This is a genomic window from Novosphingobium sp. KA1 (assembly GCF_017309955.1).
Classification (GTDB): Bacteria; Pseudomonadota; Alphaproteobacteria; order Sphingomonadales; family Sphingomonadaceae; genus Novosphingobium.
Genome location: NZ_CP021248.1, coordinates 808,534 through 825,836, shown reverse-complemented (window position 1 = coordinate 825,836; position 17,303 = coordinate 808,534). Strand labels below are relative to the sequence as shown.

General features: G+C 63.3%; 12 protein-coding genes and 1 pseudogene. 6 read left to right on the top strand and 7 right to left on the bottom strand.

Annotated features, from left to right (window positions below; translation table 11 throughout):
* The first annotated feature begins 14 nt into the window (after window positions 1–14).
* A complete protein-coding gene (locus tag CA833_RS21610) occupies window positions 15–1,400 on the top strand; it encodes a conjugal transfer protein TraH (RefSeq protein WP_242526593.1) in 1,386 nt (461 codons plus the stop codon).
* A gap of 5 nt (window positions 1,401–1,405) precedes the next feature.
* Window positions 1,406–5,158: a conjugal transfer protein TraG N-terminal domain-containing protein gene (locus CA833_RS21605; protein WP_207081148.1), complete on the top strand. Its 3,753-nt coding sequence runs from the start codon at window positions 1,406–1,408 to the stop codon at window positions 5,156–5,158.
* Here CA833_RS21605 and CA833_RS21600 read toward each other — a convergent pair.
* Window positions 5,155–6,177: a hypothetical protein gene (locus tag CA833_RS21600; protein WP_207081147.1), complete on the bottom strand. Its 1,023-nt coding sequence runs from the start codon at window positions 6,175–6,177 to the stop codon at window positions 5,155–5,157. The two genes, CA833_RS21605 and CA833_RS21600, sit on opposite strands and share 4 nt — an antisense overlap.
* A gap of 40 nt (window positions 6,178–6,217) precedes the next feature.
* A protein-coding gene (locus CA833_RS21595; RefSeq protein WP_207080820.1) for an IS3 family transposase occupies window positions 6,218–7,395 on the bottom strand; the annotation gives its coding sequence in 2 pieces (ribosomal slippage) (window positions 6,218–7,131 and window positions 7,131–7,395; 1,179 coding nt in all).
* A gap of 66 nt (window positions 7,396–7,461) precedes the next feature.
* Here CA833_RS21595 and CA833_RS21590 point away from each other — a divergent pair.
* From CA833_RS21590 to arsH, 3 genes and pseudogenes are all read left to right on the top strand, one after another.
* Window positions 7,462–7,749, top strand: a pseudogene (locus CA833_RS21590) (N-acetyltransferase family protein); the annotation flags it as partial.
* Between the two features lie 5 nt (window positions 7,750–7,754).
* A complete protein-coding gene (gene arsB / locus CA833_RS21585; RefSeq protein ID WP_207081146.1) occupies window positions 7,755–8,783 on the top strand; it encodes an ACR3 family arsenite efflux transporter in 1,029 nt (342 codons plus the stop codon).
* Window positions 8,780–9,526 (top strand): arsenical resistance protein ArsH, encoded by a 747-nt coding sequence (gene arsH / locus CA833_RS21580; protein WP_207081145.1) that lies wholly within the window; start codon window positions 8,780–8,782, stop codon window positions 9,524–9,526. Before arsB ends, arsH begins: the two co-directional genes overlap by 4 nt.
* Before the next feature lie 48 nt (window positions 9,527–9,574).
* On the opposite strand, the gene CA833_RS21575 is transcribed toward arsH, so the two are convergent.
* The 3 genes from CA833_RS21575 to CA833_RS21565 form a co-directional block, all read right to left on the bottom strand.
* Entirely contained in the window at window positions 9,575–12,889 is a 3,315-nt protein-coding gene (locus CA833_RS21575; protein WP_207081144.1) for an error-prone DNA polymerase, read from the bottom strand.
* 6 nt (window positions 12,890–12,895) lie between these two features.
* The gene (dinB, locus tag CA833_RS21570; RefSeq protein ID WP_207081143.1) at window positions 12,896–14,002 is read right to left on the bottom strand and encodes a DNA polymerase IV; all 1,107 of its coding nucleotides are present in this window, start codon (window positions 14,000–14,002) and stop codon (window positions 12,896–12,898) included.
* A gap of 280 nt (window positions 14,003–14,282) precedes the next feature.
* Window positions 14,283–14,582: a hypothetical protein gene (locus tag CA833_RS21565; RefSeq protein ID WP_207081142.1), complete on the bottom strand. Its 300-nt coding sequence runs from the start codon at window positions 14,580–14,582 to the stop codon at window positions 14,283–14,285.
* A gap of 141 nt (window positions 14,583–14,723) precedes the next feature.
* Between CA833_RS21565 and CA833_RS21560 the strand changes: the two genes are divergently transcribed.
* Entirely contained in the window at window positions 14,724–15,002 is a 279-nt protein-coding gene (locus tag CA833_RS21560) for a hypothetical protein (RefSeq protein WP_207081141.1), read from the top strand.
* 49 nt (window positions 15,003–15,051) lie between these two features.
* On the opposite strand, the gene CA833_RS21555 is transcribed toward CA833_RS21560, so the two are convergent.
* Both CA833_RS21555 and CA833_RS21550 read right to left on the bottom strand, forming a co-directional pair.
* A complete protein-coding gene (locus tag CA833_RS21555) occupies window positions 15,052–16,587 on the bottom strand; it encodes a DNA polymerase Y family protein (protein ID WP_207081140.1) in 1,536 nt (511 codons plus the stop codon).
* Window positions 16,502–17,263, bottom strand: a complete 762-nt coding sequence (locus CA833_RS21550) for an ImuA family protein (protein ID WP_207081139.1) — start codon at window positions 17,261–17,263, stop codon at window positions 16,502–16,504. Before CA833_RS21550 ends, CA833_RS21555 begins: the two co-directional genes overlap by 86 nt.
* Between the last annotated feature and the right edge of the window lie 40 nt (window positions 17,264–17,303).

Below are 17,303 nucleotides of genomic sequence, written 5' to 3'. Positions count from 1 at the left end.
TGATCGCATTTGGAATGATCCTTCTCACGTGTCTGTGTCTGCCCTCGGCGGCCAAGGCACAGAGCTGGGCCGAGAGCTGGTTCGACAATGTGACCTATTCCTCGCCCGGCAGCTTCGAGGACCAGACCCGCGGATACCTCACCGCGGGCGGCATGTCGGGCCGGGTTGACGTCCACAACGACTACCTCATGTCCATGAGCCTGCCCAAGGTACGCGCGGGCTGCGGCGGCATCGACATGTTTCTAGGCGGCATGTCATTCCTCGATCCCGAGTACCTCGTCCAGAAACTGGAAAGCATCCTGCAGGCCGCACCCGCTGTCGCCTTCCAGTACCTTCTCGAAACGCTCGACGAGAAGATGGGGAACATCATCAGCAAGATGGAGGCGGCTACCAACTACCTGAACTCGATCCAGGTCAACGACTGCCGCCTTGCCAACCGCATGGTGCAGATCGCCAAGGGCGACGACAACATGTCCGGGATCATCGAGGAAATGACCGGGTATCGCTCGGTCAAGCAGGGCTTTGCCAAGAGCTACCAGCAGAGCCGGGAAAAGATCGAGGCCAATGCCAACAATCCCACCGAGGATCTGAAGGACGCGCTGGCCAATTGCCCGGCCGAAGTGACGGAGATCTTCCGGACCGGATCGCTGCTGAACCATGCGGCATCGCGTATCGGGGCCGGCGACTGGGCAAACGTCATGCGCGCGCGGGTGGGCGACGTCTACATGCGCTGGGACACCAATGACAAAGTTCCGCTCTTCACCGCGATCCCGCAGTGCCCACGACAGGACACCGACAGTCCCCAGGACTTCCTCACCGGAACCGTCCAGAAGCGCGCGCTCAATGTCCCCCCGACTGCGGCCGACTGCACGCAGGACGGCAGCGGTCGCGGCGCTCTGTCGCTAGCGCGGGACCGGATGGACTCGATCGCGACCAAGATCCGCACGCGCTCGGCCCTCACATTCGACGAGCGCCAGTTCGTCGCCAATGTCCGCACGCTGCCGGTCTATCGCATGCTCGAATGGGGCGTGAGGCAGGGCGTGGTCGATTCCGTGATTGCCGACACCGACGAACTGGTCGCCCTCTCGCTCGCCTACCAGATGCTGAACGATCTCACCCGCTCGATCGACTTTGCCGTGAGCAATGCAGAACGGGGAGCCACGGTCGCAGGCGCGGCTGACAGCGCGAGCGCCAATGTCTGTCAGACCCGCATCCTCTCGAAAGGCATCGAGCAGCTCAGAGACCTGCGCGAGGAGGCGCTGCGCCAGCGTGCGCAGATGCGCCAGAGCTACATGGCAGCCCTGTCGGCCGCCAACCTTTCTGCCAACTATGCGGGCCTGCTGCGGGAGCGGGACCGCGATGCGCGCGACGCGGCGGGCGCCGCGGCCCGGCGCGAGTAGCCGTCATGGGACACAATTGCCGCCGCGCCGCCCCTCTCCTTGCCGCCGCCCACCTCCTGACACCTGCGCCGGCCATGGCCATCGACGCGAGCTTCCACACGTACGATGGCTTTGCCGAGACGGTGGATGCTTTCCGCCTCGTTTCGATGATCTTTGGCGATCCCCGTTACGAAACGCTGGTGCTCATCGTTGCAACGGTCGGGATTGCACTCGGAGCCGTCATCGCCAGCATCCGCGGCTCGGGCATGGGCCTTGTGGCTTTCGGATTCCAGATCCTTTTCGGGGTCGGGGTGTTCGTCGGCCTGATCGCCTCGACCGGAACGGTCCATGTCTACGACCGTGTCCGCAATGCCTACCAGGCGGTGGGCGGCGTTCCCAACCTGCTCGTCCTCGTCGCCGGGGCCAGCAACATGATGGAGCGCGCACTTGTCGAAACGATCGACGACAACACGCTTGATCCGAGTGCCAAGCTGGAATTCGGGGCCGGCGGCCACAGCTTTGACCTCTTCCTCAACGCCGTGAGCCCGCGCGGCCCGATGACCGACACCTTCCTCGATGCGACGATCAAGGACTACGTGCGCCAATGCTACCCGGTAGCGCGCGTGTCGGCCGCCTACGGTATCGACGATGATCAGCTGCTGCGCACCAGCACCGACCTGCCCGCCTCCTTTGCGGCCATGGCCGGCCCGGCTACCTTCTCGACGATCTATACCGAGGGCAACAAGGGCGGCAGCACGGTCAGCTGCACCGAGGCCTGGGATCATATCGCCGACCGTCTGTCCGATCCGGGGCTCTTCGAGCCCTACAGCAAACAGGTCTGTGCGCAGACCGGCTACGACACAAGTGATGCCCAACAGCTCAATCGATGCAGGGAGCAAATCGGCGACCTCGGCCAGATGATGCTGGACCGCCCGCTGACCGCCCAGGCCCTCTTCACGCACACGCTTCTGGCCCAGAGCGTCGGGGACGTTCTTTTCGAGGATTCTCCTGCCGGCGCCGGCAGGGCGCTGGCCAACCGGGCAGTGACCTCGAATGGCCTTGCCACCATGTCGGTCGCCAACGAATGGATGCCGACGATCCGCGCGACGGTCTTCGGGATCATGCTTTTCATGATACCGATCGCGCTCCTATTCGTTCTCACGCCGATCAATCTCAGGGTCGCAAGCTTTGCGCTGGGCATGTTCGTTTTCGTGGCGCTCTGGGGTGTGATCGATGCCGGAATTTACCAGCTCACGCTTGGCCGCGCGATCGCGAGCCTAGCGGAGCTGAGATCGAAGAACCTTGCCGCCAATGCCTGGCTGCTGGCGCCGTCCGCCGCCATGAAGGCGCTCGCCATCTTCGGCACGTTCCGCACCGCTGCCGCCGGTCTTGCGGGTGCCTTCGTCTTCACGGTCTTCCGCTTCAGCGGAAACGTGTTCTCCGCGTTCACCTCGGGATCGCTTGGCATTGCCGGGCAAGGAACAGCAGCGGCCTCGCCAATGGCGACGGCGGAAGGCCAGGCCTCGGCGCTCGAAGCACAAGCGTCGGCGCTGGGGACAGGCTCCCGCCGCGCAGCCTCCTCTAGCTTCGGCGACTTCGGCGAGCGCGCTTCCTTCCAGACCAATCGGGCGTTCGGCGAAGCAGGCCATGTCCTCGGTGAAAGCCCGGGCGCACGCGGGTCAACCGCTTTCGCGCTCGGCGGGATCGAAGGGGCCCAGCAACTCGGCAGCCTCGCCCCGGCCCTTGCAGGTAAGGACCTTTCCGATCCGGCAACGGCACGGGCCGTTGAAGCCAACGCCGCCACCGGCGCCATCCACCAATTCGCCGAGAAGGACACGCTGCGTTCCATCGGAACCGGCTACTTCGGCGTTGGCCAAACAGGAGAGAAGACCTTCGCCGCCTTCTCTCAGAACCTCATTCAGTGGCGGGCGTTTGGTGACCAGCGCGCTTACGGCATGATGATGCAGACGGCGACGCGCCACTTCGAACGCGCGGGCTACTCGCCAAACGACGCGCAGCTTAAAGCCACCGGCGTCATCGCCGAGGCGCAGACCGATCCGACGTTCGCCAAGCTCATCGCCAATGCCTATGATCAGCAGCAGCTCCTCGCGAACGATCTGACCAATGCCCAAATCCAGGTCGGCGCCATGCAGGGCCGCCGCGACCACGCTGGAAAACGCGTGGCCCAAACAGAGCGCGGCAATGTCGCGACCGAGCAGGACTGGCGCACGGGATCGAACCACGGACAGCGGCAGGCAGCGGGCCAGCTGGGCCTCGGCGTGGCCGAAACGGCTCGCCGCGTAGGCTTTATCAATGCCCTGTCCGGCGAGGCACGCAGCACGGCGATCACTCAACTCGCGCACTCGACGGGGCGCAGCGAAGCACAAGTCCTCCGCGCGCTCGAGAGCTACAACGCGGCTGTCCAGGTCGGCACGGCGGATGGCGCCGGTGCTGAAGCCGCTCGCGAGGGAAGCAGCGTCTATGGACGCACGCGCGAGACAGCCCAATATGATTTTGCCGAGCGCGCCGGCAAGCTCGATGCTCAGCGCGAGGTCGGTCTCGACGGCACCCGCAGCTCGGCGCGGATCGGCGAGCAGCGACGCGAAGCCGATAACGAAGGCTTCGCGCAAGGCGCTTATGCCGCAGGCGCATCGGTGCGCGAGGCGGCACGGCTCGACAGCTTCATCAACACGCTCAGCCAAACCGTCGGCAACCGTGAGGACATGGACGAAGGCGGCGCGGCCGGCATCGGCGATCGTGCTCGTAACCGGCGCCTCACTTCGATCGTCGACAATGAGCGCCTTACCCGCATGCAAGGATTGCTGGCGGCCAACGGCATTCGGCTCACCAAGCGTCAGATCGCGATGGAGCAGAACGGCGATTTCAGCATGAACCTGTCACCGAAAACCGCCGCCGCGTTCTGGAAGGCCGGTCTCATCAATGAGAGCCAGCTTGGCGCCATTGCCAATGGCGGTACCGCGCGCCTCAGCCTCGCCGATAACGACATGCTGGTATCCAGCGCCACCGGCTTCGCCCAATCGGCCCGATCGGACACCAGCACCCGCTTCGAAGCGGGCAAGCAGGCCGGCCCCGACACGATCGAGCATTTCATGGGCGGCGGCCCGGAAGGCAAGGAGATGCTCGCCAACTGGCTCAGAGGCGGCTTCGAAATGGACCGCAAGGGTGAGTGGCGTCTCAAGCCCCAAGTCGCGGACACCCTGCAACGCGATCTCCAGGCAGTGATGGCTCAGACCGGCTGGCAACGAAGTCTCACGCGCAGCGCAGATAAAAGGACGACCATCAGCAACTCATGGGGCGTGGGGATCGGCGGCAGTGCCTCAAGCCACGAAGCAAGCAGCGGCCCAGCGGTTCGTGAAGAGAGAGGGCAGAAACGAAGCCAATCTTCAACCGGCCGTTCCAGTCTGCAACTCGGCGTCGATGGCCGTGAGAGCAATGGGACAGGGATCGCCGCGTCGGGAACCATCGACATCGTGAATTATGATGTTCGCTCGGCGATCGCCAACGCAGAACAGGCAGCAGCGCGTAGACAAAACCCCGAACAAGCCTTCAGTCAGGCGCTCTCCGACGGCATGTTGGGTAGAGGTGGGCTCCGGAACGAATACCTCGGCGAGGCCGCTTCTGGCCATTCTGTCTACGATCCGACTTCGCTTTTTGGCTCGCTTGAACAGTACTCTGTCTTGCAGACTGGACGGCTTTCGACCGATTTAGACCATGGCGTCGGTGACGACGATCCGAAATACCGCCGGCGCAAGGATTAATGCAGAGTTCGTTCGGCCTGATCTTTCGTTACCTGCTCATGCAGCAGATTGCCCTCCCACAGAGGGCCAGATGCTGGATCGGTTTCATCCATGTATCTTGGCACTTTGCCATCGCGCCAATTTTGGAGGCCGAATTCGTCGCTGGACCAAAGATCATCGCTGTCAGAAGCACTTCGCGCGCCCTCAGGATATATTGAGGACAATGCCCAGTACAGGAGCGCAGCGGCTGCCGCCATGCTCCCATAAATTGGGATCATAACAATTCTTGAGATGCTTTTATCGAACTCACCTGGGCTCCAAGGGCTTCCTATGGCAAGCAGCACTACGAGAAGCACGCCCCACCAAATTCGCGCAATTGGAGGTTTGGATGGCAATCTTTCTGCTCGGCCGCCGTCAGCTTGATTACTCCTGTGGTCCTCACCCTCTGATGCGCCTTGCGATCCAAATCGGAATTCCGCTTGTCCGCCTTTAAAAGCCGCCATCTCAGACGGCGCCGTTTCCGAATTACCTTCATCTCGAGACTTATACTGACCAGGCGTCGGTTGGCGGTCGTCGAAGCGCTCCAACTCGGCGCACACCACACCCGGCGCCTGATACCCGAACTGGTACAGGTTCAACCCGAATTGCGCTGCAACCGACTGAAGCTCGTGTTCGATTCTGTTTACCGGATGCTCATATGCCTCGGGCGTCGAGCCATCAAAACCGCTTGCCTCTGCATAAGCCCGCGCCGCGTAGGTGAGCTTCGCGGACCGGCTTCTCGTCCACCTCCCCAGGTTCCCAGCCTCTAGCCACTTGGTGTTCCAAGAGGGGAAACACGCCTTCGCCTCGTCGAAGAGCGATTTCGCATCCGCAGGAAAATCAAGCACGCCGTCCTTCACGTCGAGGATGACTTCATCGTGCAGGGTGACGAAGGCGCGGGGAACACTAAGCCCGTATTCCAGCACTAGGCGCAATGCATCTTGCAACGACGCTACGAACATCCCAGGGTGATAGGTGCCGTCCGGTAGTTCAAGGAACACCCGCGCTGTTCTGCCCCCACCGAGTGGACCGATTGGTTTGTTAGTGGATTAAGCCCATCGCCGCCATATTCGGACGGAGGTGGAGCGAAGCGGAACCGGAGGCCGGATATGGCGGTGTCGCCGTTTCCGGTGCCGGCGGTCGGTAGCCCAAGCTGCTGTGAGGGCGAACGGTGTTGTAATGCCGCCGCCATGCCTCGATCAGCACCTTGGCCTCAGCAAGGCTGTAGAAGATCTCGCCGTTGAGCAGTTCGTCGCGAAGCGATCCATTGAAGCTTTCGTTATAGCCATTCTCCCATGGTGATCCCGGCGTGATGTAGAGCGTCGTCACGCCGATCTGCCCCAGCCATTTCTGGACGGCGGTCGCGATAAATTCGCTTCCGTTGTCGGACCGTATATGTACCGGAGGACCGCGAGAAATGAACAGGTCAGCCAGCGCCGCCAGCACATCCTCGTGTTTGAGCTGCCGGGCAACGATGAGTGCCAGGCACTCCCTGCTGGCCTCATCGATGATGGTCAGGATCCGGAACTTGCGGCCATCGTGCGTGCGCCCTTCGACGAAGTCGTAGGCCCACACATGCCCGGGATACTCAGGCCGTAGGCGGATACATGATCCGTCGTTGAGCCACAGGCGTCCCCGTTTGGGCTGGCGCAGCGGGACCTTCAGTCCTTCGCGTCGCCATATCCGCTCGACCCGTTTGTGGTTCACCGTCCACCCAGCATGGCACAGCAACGCCGTCACCCGGCGGTAGCCATAGCGACCATATTGCTTCGCCAACGCGACGATGTCCTCCGTGAGCGCCTGTTCGTCATCCGCCCCACGCGGCACCTTGCGCTGTGTCGATCGATGCTGCCCTAGCACCCGGCATATCCGTCGCTCGGACACCCGGATCGGCAAATCTTGTCGCAACTGATCGATGCAGCGCCGCCGCCGCGCGGGGCTTAGAAGTTTCCCTTGGCAGCTTCCTGCAAGATCAGCTTGTCCAACGTCAGATCCGAAATCGCCCGGCGTAGCCGCTGGTTCTCTTTCTCCAGATCCTTCATCCGCCGCGCTTGGTCGGTCTTCAGGCCGCCATATTCCTTGCGCCAGCGATAGTATGTCTGCTCGCTGACTGCGATCCGGCGGCACGCCTCTGCTGTCGAGGCTCCCTGCGCCAGCACAATCTCAGCTTCACGCAGCTTGCCGATAATCTCTTCCGGCTTGTGCTTCTTGCTCGGCATTCATCGTCCCTTTCGTGGTCCAGACTATCATAGTCTCTGGGCCACTCAGCGGGGGGCAGATCATCCGAGAACAGCATCTACGTGGCGCATGACCGGCGGGGCGGGGGCATCGGCAAATTGCTGCTCAAGGCCCTGCTGGAAGCCGCCGAGGCTCACGGGTTCCGCCGCATGGTTGCAGTCATCGGCGGGGCGGAACCTGCCTCGGTAGCTCTCCACGGTTCCTGCGGTTTTGAGCACGCAGGGCGCTTGACCGGCATGGGCTGGAAGGCCGGCCGCTGGCTCGACACGGTTTACATGCAGATCGCCTTGGGCGGAGGCACCGCGACCGCGCCTGTTGCTTCCGGGAAGGACTGACGACCATGTCGCTGTTCGAACGTTATCTCTCGCTGTGGGTCGCCCTGTGCATCGTGATCGGGATCGGTCTCGGCCATTTGCTCCCCGGTGCCTTCGAGGCGATCGCAGCGCTGGAGATCGCCAACGTCAACCTCGTGGTGGCGGGGCTGATCTGGCTGATGATCATTCCGATGCTGCTGCGGGTCGATTTCGGCGCGCTCCATAGCCTTCGGCAGCACTGGCGCGGTATCGGCGTCACCCTTGTGGTGAACTGGGCGATCAAGCCATTTTCGATGGCGCTGCTCGGCACGTTCTTTCTCGGCTATCTGTTCGCGCCGATGCTGCCTGAAGGCGCATCGTCATCCTACATTGCCGGACTGATCCTTCTGGCTGCAGCGCCTTGCACCGCGATGGTCTTCGTCTGGTCCAACCTCGTCGAGGGCGAGCCGAACTACACCTTGAGCCAGGTCGCGCTGAACGACCTGATCATGGTCTTTGCCTTCGCGCCGCTCGTCGGGTTGTTGCTCGGTGTGGCATCGATCACCGTGCCGTGGAACACGCTGGCGCTTTCGGTGGGCCTCTACATCGTCGTCCCGGTGGTCATCTCGCAACTGCTCCGCCGAGCCCTCCTTTGCGGGGGTGAGCAGCGCCTTCAGCATTTCCTGTCCGCCATCGGCCCGATCAGCCTTGCCAGCCTGCTGCTGACGCTGGTGCTACTGTTCGGCTTTCAGGGCGAGCAGATCATCCGGCAACCGCTGGTAATCGCGCTGATTGCCGTCCCGATCCTGTTTCAGGTCTATCTCAATGCCGGCATCGCCTATTGGCTCAGCCGCCGTTTCGGCGTGGCATGGTGCGTTGCCGGTCCTTCGGCTCTGATCGGCGCCTCCAACTTCTTCGAACTGGCTGTGGCCGCTGCCATCAGCCTCTTTGGCCTCAGTTCCGGCGCCGCGCTGGCAACGGTCGTAGGCGTGCTGGTCGAAGTGCCGGTGATGCTGTCGATCGTCGCCTTGGTGAAGCGGACTCGCCCCTGGTACGAGAAAGGTATTTCCGCATGAGACTGCGCAAACTCGCCGCCCCCGATCATCTTCCTGCTTTGGACAAGGCTTTCGCGTTGGCTCGTCCCGCCTCTGGCCTTGGCCCGGACCAACCGCCTCCGCGCATTCTGCTGCTCTACGGCTCGCTGCGAGAGCGCTCGTTTTCGCGCCTCGCCGTGGAAGAGGCGGCGCGCCTGCTGCAATTCTTCGGCGCTGAGACGCGGATCTTCGACCCCAGTGACCTGCCGCTGCCCGATCAGGTAGCAGGAGACGATCACCCTGCTGTGCATGAGCTGCGCGAGCACGCGTTGTGGTCGGAAGGCATGGTCTGGTGCAGCCCCGAGCGCCACGGCCAGATCAGCGGCATCATGAAGATGCAAATTGATCATCTGCCGCTCCAGATGCGCGGGATGCGGCCGACGCAAGGGCGAACGCTTGCGGTCATGCAGGTGTCCGGCGGCTCGCAATCGTTCAACGCCGTCAATTCGCTGCGCCTGCTGGGGCGTTGGATGCGGATGTTCACGATCCCCAACCAGTCCTCGGTGGCGATGGCCTACAAGGAGTTTGACGAGGACGGCCGGATGCGGGCGTCGAGCTATTACGAGCGCATCGTCGATGTGATGGAGGAACTGGTGCGCTTCACCGTGCTGATGCGGCCGCACGCAGCGCAGCTAGTGGATCGTTACTCCGAACGGAAGGAGGCAGGCATCCCGGTCGATGCCACCACAGACCATTCGGCAATTGCCATCGCTCCACCGCGCTGAAAAGCTGGCCCGACACCGCGCGACTATGCCGAATGGTTGGCTACGAGATCAGCGGAAATCCCGCGATTTTTGCAGAGGGTTCGGCATAACCTCGGGCTCGGCATAAGATCCCTTATGCCGAGTTCGGCATAAAGGGATCAGAATGTTGCGGGCAGCAGGATGCTTCTCGACCGGATCGCGCGGGTCTGGCCCACCGCCATTCTTCGCGCCATCACCGCGCCCGAAAGGCAGCGGGAACGCGTCGTGAGTGCCGCCCCGCTCGCGCCCTACACCCGATAGCAGCGGCGTGAGATCGGTGAGCTTCCGGGCGATCACGTGGATTACCTCCCCCTCACGCTGAACCACGCCCTCGACGCCGAGCATCCGCGCGCCCATAACGATCCGGCGGTTCTCCTCAAACATGCGCGGCCAGACGATGAGGTTGGCGATGCCCGTCTCGTCCTCGATGGTGATGAAGAGCACACCCTTGGCAGACCCCGGCCGCTGGCGCACCAGCACGAGCCCGGCAAGTGAGATACGGCGTCCGTCGCGAATGGTCTCGAGCGAACGGCAGGGCGCAATCTTCCTGGCGTCCAGGTCATGGCGAAGGAAGGCGACCGGATGACGCCTGAGCGTCAGACCAACTTGACTGTAGTCCTCGACCACTTCCCTACCCTCCGTCATGGCGCGCAGCAGAACGGGTTGCTCGACTATCTCGTGGATGAAGCCATCCCCGCGCGCCTCGGCCGCCGCGAAGAGAGGCAATTGCTCATCGCGCAGCGCCTTGATCGCCCATAATGCTTCGCGCCTCGCCAGCCGCAGCGAGGCACGAAAGGCATCGGCCTCGGCAAGTTTGCCAAGGGCGGTGGCCGGAACATCGGCCCGGCGCCACAGCTCCTCGACGCTCGTGTAAGGCTGATCCGCCCGCGCGGCGACAATCCTTGCCACATCTGCCTCTGCGAGCCCTTTGACCATGCGCATGCCGAGGCGCACGGCGAAGCGATCATCTTCGCCGCTGCTCGCGGTGGGCTCGAGAGTACAATCCCAACGCGAGGCATTGACGCAGACCGGCCGCACCTCGACGCCGTGCGCCTTGGCATCCGCTACGATCTGCGCGGGAGCATAAAAGCCCATGGGCTGTGCATTGAGCAGGCTCGCGCAAAAGACATCGGGATGCCAGCACTTGAGCCAGCAAGACGCATAGGCAATCAGCGCGAAGCTTGCGGCATGGCTCTCGGGAAACCCGTAGCTCCCGAATCCTTCCAACTGGCCGAAGGTCTTCTCGGCGAACTCTGCGGTGTAGCCGCGCTCGGTCATGCCGGCGACGAGCTTCTCCTTGAACTTGGAGACGCCGCCGGTGAACTTGAATGTCGCCATGGCACGGCGCAGCTGGTCAGCCTCGGTCGGCGTGAAGCCCGCGCACTCGATCGCGACGCGCATGGCCTGCTCCTGGAACAGCGGCACGCCGAGAGTCTTGCCGAGGACCTTTTCAAGTTCGGGCTTGGGGTAATGGACCGGCTCCTTGCCCGCGCGCCGTCGCAGATAGGGATGGACCATGTCGCCCTGGATCGGCCCGGGCCGGACGATCGCAACTTCGATGACGAGATCGTAGAAGGTGCGCGGCTTGATGTGCGGCAACATCGCCATCTGCGCGCGGCTTTCGATCTGGAAGGCGCCGAGCGTATCGGCTGCGCGGATCATGGCATAAGTGCGCGGGTCTTCGGGCGGGATGGAGCTCAAATCCATCTCGATGCCCTTGTGCTGGCTGAGAAAGTTGAAGCCGCGCTTCATGGCGGTCAGCATGCCGAGGGCAAGGCAATCGACCTTCATGAACTTCAGGATGTCGATATCGTCCTTGTCCCATTCGATAACCTGACGGTCCGGCATGGCCGCCGGCTCGATCGGAACCAGTTCGTCTAACCGATCATGCGTGAGCACGAAGCCGCCCGGATGCTGCGACAGATGCCGGGGCGTCCCGATCAGCTCGCGCGCAAGGTCGATCGCGAGCCGCAGCCGCCGATCACCGAGATTGAGGTTCAATTCCTTGACGTGGCGGTCCTCAACTCCGTCCTCGCTCCAGCCCCACATCTGACCGGACAGCGACTTGATGAGGTCTTCGGAGAGGCCGAGCGCCTTCCCGACATCGCGGATGGCGCCCTTGGCGCGGTAGCGGATGACCGTCGAGCAGAGGGCTGCGTGATTACGGCCATAAGTCTCGAAGACCCACTGCATGACGATTTCACGCCGCTCGTGCTCGAAGTCGACGTCGATGTCGGGCGGTTCCCTGCGCTCCTGGCTGATGAAGCGTTCGAACAGCAGGTCGGAGCGCGCAGGATCGATCGAGGTGATGCCGAGCACGTAGCAGACCGCGCTGTTGGCTGCCGAGCCTCTGCCCTGGCACAGGATTTCACGGCTGCGCGCGAAGCGGACGATCGAATTGACCGTCAGGAAGTACGGCGCATAGCCAAGTTCGCCGATGAGCGAGAGTTCGTGCCGCAGCAGCCTAGCCACCTCGTTCGGGAGGCCTTCGGGATAGCGCTCTCCGGCCGCTTCCCAGGTCAGTCTTTCGAGGACTTGCTGCGAGGTCAGGCCGGGAATCGCGGCTTCCTCGGGGTATTGATAGCGCAGTTCGTCGAGAGAGAAGCGGCAGCGCCCGGCGATCTCGATGGTGCGCTCCAGTGCCGCCTCGTAACGGCCATGGAGACGGTACATCTCGGCAGGCGACATGAGGAAACGGTCGGCATTGATTTCGCGCCGCGCGCCGAGTTCATCGATCGTGCAGCGATGGCGGATACAGGTCATGACTTCCTGCAGCACCCGGCGATGGGGATGGTGGTAGAGCACGTCTCCGGTGACGACGGTCGCCACTTGGTGCCGGGCGGCCAGATTAGACAGCATATGGAGCCGCATCTGGTCGCCGGGCCGGCGATGCAGGGTCAGGGCGAGATAGCACCGGCCCGAGAAGATGCGTTCGAAGCGGGCAATTACAGGGTCCGCTTCTTCGATCTCACCCGGAAGTAAAATCGCCAGCAGGCCTTCGGCATGATCCGCCACATCGTCCCAGCCGATGAGGCACTTGCCCTTCCCGCCCCGCTGCCTGCCCCGGCTGAGGAGGCGGCAAAGGCGGGCATAGCCTGTCCGGTTCATCGGATAGACGAGGAGCGAGTACCCTTCGATAAGATCGAGGCGGCAACCGACGATGAGGCGGACGCCCGTCGATCGCGCGGCATCGTAGGCGCGCACGATCCCGGCGAGGCTGTTGCGGTCGGTAATGGCAAGCGCCTCAAGCCCATGCGCCGCCGCCGTGGTGAACAGTTCCTCGCAGCTCGAAGCCCCGCGCAGGAACGAGAAATGCGAGGCGCATTGGAGTTCGGCGTAGCGCATGGCTGTTCAGCCCTTCAGCAAGGCCGTCTCACGCAAATAGCGGCAGCGCGGCGCCCGCTTCCTGTTGCTCGAAGCCGATACCGTCACACCAACGAGGCGTACGCCCTTTTCGGTCGGCAGCACCTGGCGAACGAGTGCGAGGCTTGCTTCACGCAGCTGCTCCTGACTGCGCGCGGTCGCCGGAAAGGTCTTGCTGCGCGTGATCTGCTGGAAGTCGGCGTATTTGACCTTCACGGTCACCGTCCGCCCAAAGGATTGCGCCCGTTCGCACCAGGTCCACACGTCGTCGGCCAGGCCCAGCACGCCGGCTTCGATTTCCGCATCCGCGACCAGATCGCGGTCGAAGGTCGTCTCGCTGCCCGAGGACTTGCGTTCCCGGTCTGGGTTGACCGGTCGCTCGTCAATGCCGCGTGCAATCTGGTAGTACCATTCCGCCGAACTGCCGAAATGCTCCTGCAGGAAGCTGAGCGTCTTGGCACGAAGATCGGCGCCGGTCTCGATCCCGAGCGCCTCCATCTTGCGCGCGGTGACCGGCCCGACACCGTAGAAGCGCTTCACCGGCAGGCTCTCTACCCAGGCGGCGCCCATGTCGGGCGTCACAGCGAACTGGCCGTTGGGCTTCTTCTGGTCGGAGGCAAGCTTGGCGAGGAACTTGTTGTAGGAAATGCCGGCGGACGCCGTGAGGCCCGTTTCCTCCAGGATCCGCGCTCGGATTTCCTTGGCGGTCAGCCAGGCGGTGGTAATTCCCCGCCGCCCCTGAGCGACGCATTCGGTCACATCGAGATAAGCCTCGTCGAGCGAGAGCGGCTGAATGAGATCGGTATAGTCGGCGAAGATCCCATGAATTTGCCGCGAGACCTCTTTGTAAACATCGAAACGCGGCGGCACGAAGATAAGCCCAGGGCAACGCCGCTTCGCGGTGACGGAAGGCAGCGCCGAGCGCACGCCGAAGGTCCGGGCCTCATAGCTTGCCGCCGCGACCACACCGCGCGCCGCCGAGTAGCCGACAGCCACAGGTTTGCCCCGCAGCGCCGGATCATCGCGTTGTTCGACCGACGCGAAAAAAGCGTCCATGTCGACGTGGATGATCTTTCTGGGCAGAGACTCGGCCATTCGTTGCTGTTAGCACGAATGGAACATTTAGTGAACATATCGGATATTCGCGCTGGGCCGGATTTAAGCACTTCGTTTGATGCCAATTTCACAAAAGGCAATCAAATTGGGCAACACTGGTTGCATTCCTTGCATTTGTCCGCGAGATCGTTCGTCCACATATGGCGGGGGCCTTTCAGGCATCCTCTCCCAAAGACTTTCCAAGCCGGCCCTCGTGGCCGGCTTTTTTTTTCGTCCTGTGCCCTTTGCTGCCTCAACATTGTGGCCGCAAACAGCCCGATCAGACGGCCTCGGATTGCTTTCGTTTTGGAATGCCGACAACGCCGTTTACGAGCCAGGCGGCCAGTCGCCAGAACACTTCGATTCCGGCTATGACGGCTAAAGCGACACCGACCGTATCCAGAATCCGCTCCCGCCAAATATCATATGACTGCTTCTCTGCGATCACGGCAGCCTGCCGATCGACGTCGGAGGTTGGATCGAAACCGGCTGCCATTCCTTGGGCATACCGTATGGCCTCGGGGCTGTCCTTGGGCCAGCCGGTCCACCCGTTCCCCTCCTCGCTGACGGGGATCAGCATTTCGCCTTGATCTGACACGCGCGATTACAAACATAGCCGCGCAAGAATGGGGATTCCGCCCGCCACGCGCTGGATGTCCTCGAATTCACTTGTTCCGGGATGCCGACTGCCAAGCGAGGCGGGTTCGGCCTCGCAACTCATATGCTCGTCGAGTTGCCAGGGACTGTTCCGGCCATCGATCGCGAAACCGACAACCAGGTCGGGCTGGAAGTTGACGAGAACCGTCGCTGCAACACCCGCCGCGCCAAATTGCAGCAAACGTACAACACGCGCACCCCACTTGTACCACCTAGCTTGCATATTCCCCCCAAAAGAATGCCCCATGCGGCGCGCCCGGTAGTCGCTGGCATTAAAGCATGCGACCTAAAACAAAACGAAAAACTCCTGTTATCTCAATTCAATCTCACCAACGGTGATTGAGTACCTGCGAGCCATTATTCGCCCGCGTGTCGCCATTTCTTCGGCGCTTTCAGGCGAACAGGCCGTGCAGGAACCAGTCCTGCCTGCCGGTGGCGGCATCCATGCCGTCGCCCTGCCGGAAGACCCAGTAGCGTGCGCCTGTCTCGTCCTCGACGAGGAAATAGTCGCGTACGCTGAGCCATTCCGCCGCGCTCAAGTGCCATTCGCCGTAGATGCGCTCGGGGCCGTCGGCGCGCTTCACGCGCCGGCGTACGCCGCGCCACACAAAATGAACCGGCGGATGGTCGGGTAGAAGCGCCATCGTCTCGATCGGCTCCGGCCTTGCGAACAGTCGCGCCGGGCGCGGCCAGCGTTCGGGCCAGCGCAGCAATGTCGGATCCGACATCGGTGCGATACGCATGACCGAACGCTCGGGGATATGGCTCTCGCGGGCAGCGACGCGGAACAGCCGCTCCTCGCCGACACGATTGCCGAGGATATCGACGAGCGCGGATACGTCGGGAACGGGTTTGTCGCCAAGGCTCGACATGGTCCGCAGGCCCAGCGGCTCGATCACCGGCGCGGCCAGCACCATGCGTTCGATGCCGTAGCCGGGATCGACGGTCTCGATCCTGTCGCACAGCAGCCGGGCAATCTGCTTTTTCTCGCGGCTCGCCTTGGCAAGGCCGGCGCGGACCGCTTGGACGGCATTATCGACGCGGTGAAAGCGGAGATCGAGCCGGCGCGCGCCCACCCCTGCCTCCTCCAGCAATTCGCATAACGCATCAACCAGTTTGCGGGTGTAGCGCGCGATCGTCTCCGGAGCGCCGATCGGCTCAGCAAAGCGGCGCTCGACTTCGATCTGTTTCGGCGCCTCGACCGGCTCGAAAGGTTCGGACAATCTCCCATAGATCTGGTCCAGCCGCCGGCCGGGATCGGAGCCGAACCGCAAGGCAAGCGAGGCGCGCGGCATCGCCTCCAGTTCCGCGATTCCCTCGATGCCTAGCGCGGCGAGGCTTTCGATCGCCTTGGCCTCCAGGCGGAGGGCCGCGAGCGGGAGGTGCGCAACCGCTTCGACAAGGTCGACCGGGTCGACGACGGCAAGTCCCTCGGGCCGCAAGATCTCGCCGCCGAACCGTGCCAGCGCATGGGCAGCACCGTAGGTCGGCGCACAGACGGCGCGCGCGGCGGTCTCCACTTCCGCGAGCCGGCGCAGCATGTCGGCAAGCAGTCCCTCGGTCCCGCCGTAGCTATGGGTTGCCCCGGTCACATCGAGCATCAAGCCGTCGGGCGGATCGAGCGCAATGAGCGGCGAGTATTTGCGGAGCGACCAGACCGCGAGGCGCTCCAACGCCGCTTCATCAGCTTGAAGGTCGGCATCCATGACCAGCAGATCGGGCGCCAGCGCCTGCGCCTGGGTCACCGCCATGCCCACGCACAGGCCGAGAGCGCGGGCAGGCACGCTCACCGCAGTCAGGACGCGGCGGCGCCCTTCCATGCCTACCAGGACCAGCGGCGCGTCAGGCGGCGGTGCTTGTCGCCCAAGCCTGCGTCGCAGCCGGTCGATCGGCCAGGTCGGCAGGAAGAGCGAGACGACCTGTCGCATCGCAGGATTCCAGAAGAAAATCGGCGCTCTCGCCAGCCCGGCACCGGATGAGCTCGACGAACCAGCGTGGCCGCCCGACGCCGGGGACCGGCAAGATTTCCGACGGAACTGCCGTCACACGCCAGCGAGTCGCAGCCGCCGTCGGCTGCCCGAAATCGGCCGCATCCTCGCGCCTGCGCCAACGGCGCAGCGCAATGCCGATCGCGCCGCTGTTTTCCGCGGCCAGCAGCAGGCGGCGAGATACGGGCATCGAGAGCCGCGCCACTTCCGCAACCACACCGCCTAGCCCGCCATGGCGCAGTCCTTCCTCGAAGCAGGCGAGCAGCGATGTCTCATCCTGCGCTTCAAGATAGATGACACGGTCGGGATCGAGCCCGGCCTGGGCAATGGCGGGGGCGAAAAGATCGGCCTTGGTCATGCACCAGAGAATCTTGCCTTCGACGCGTGCCATGATGCCGGCTGCGAACAAGGCTGCCGCCGCGCCGTCCGTCACGCCCTGGGCGCCGCCGGCCACTTCATGCAGGCTTCCGAGCGCGAGACCGCCTCCGGGCAGTTTCGCATCTATCGCTTCGAGCCCAAACGGCAGCACGTCGCGCGCGCGGCGATCCCCGCCCTCGATTTCGGCGATCCGGGCGCGTAGTGCATCGATACGTGAGGGCGACCCTCGTTTTGTCATGAAGGGCCTCGTGTTCTTCCTCGGCGATTCTTTCGTTCTT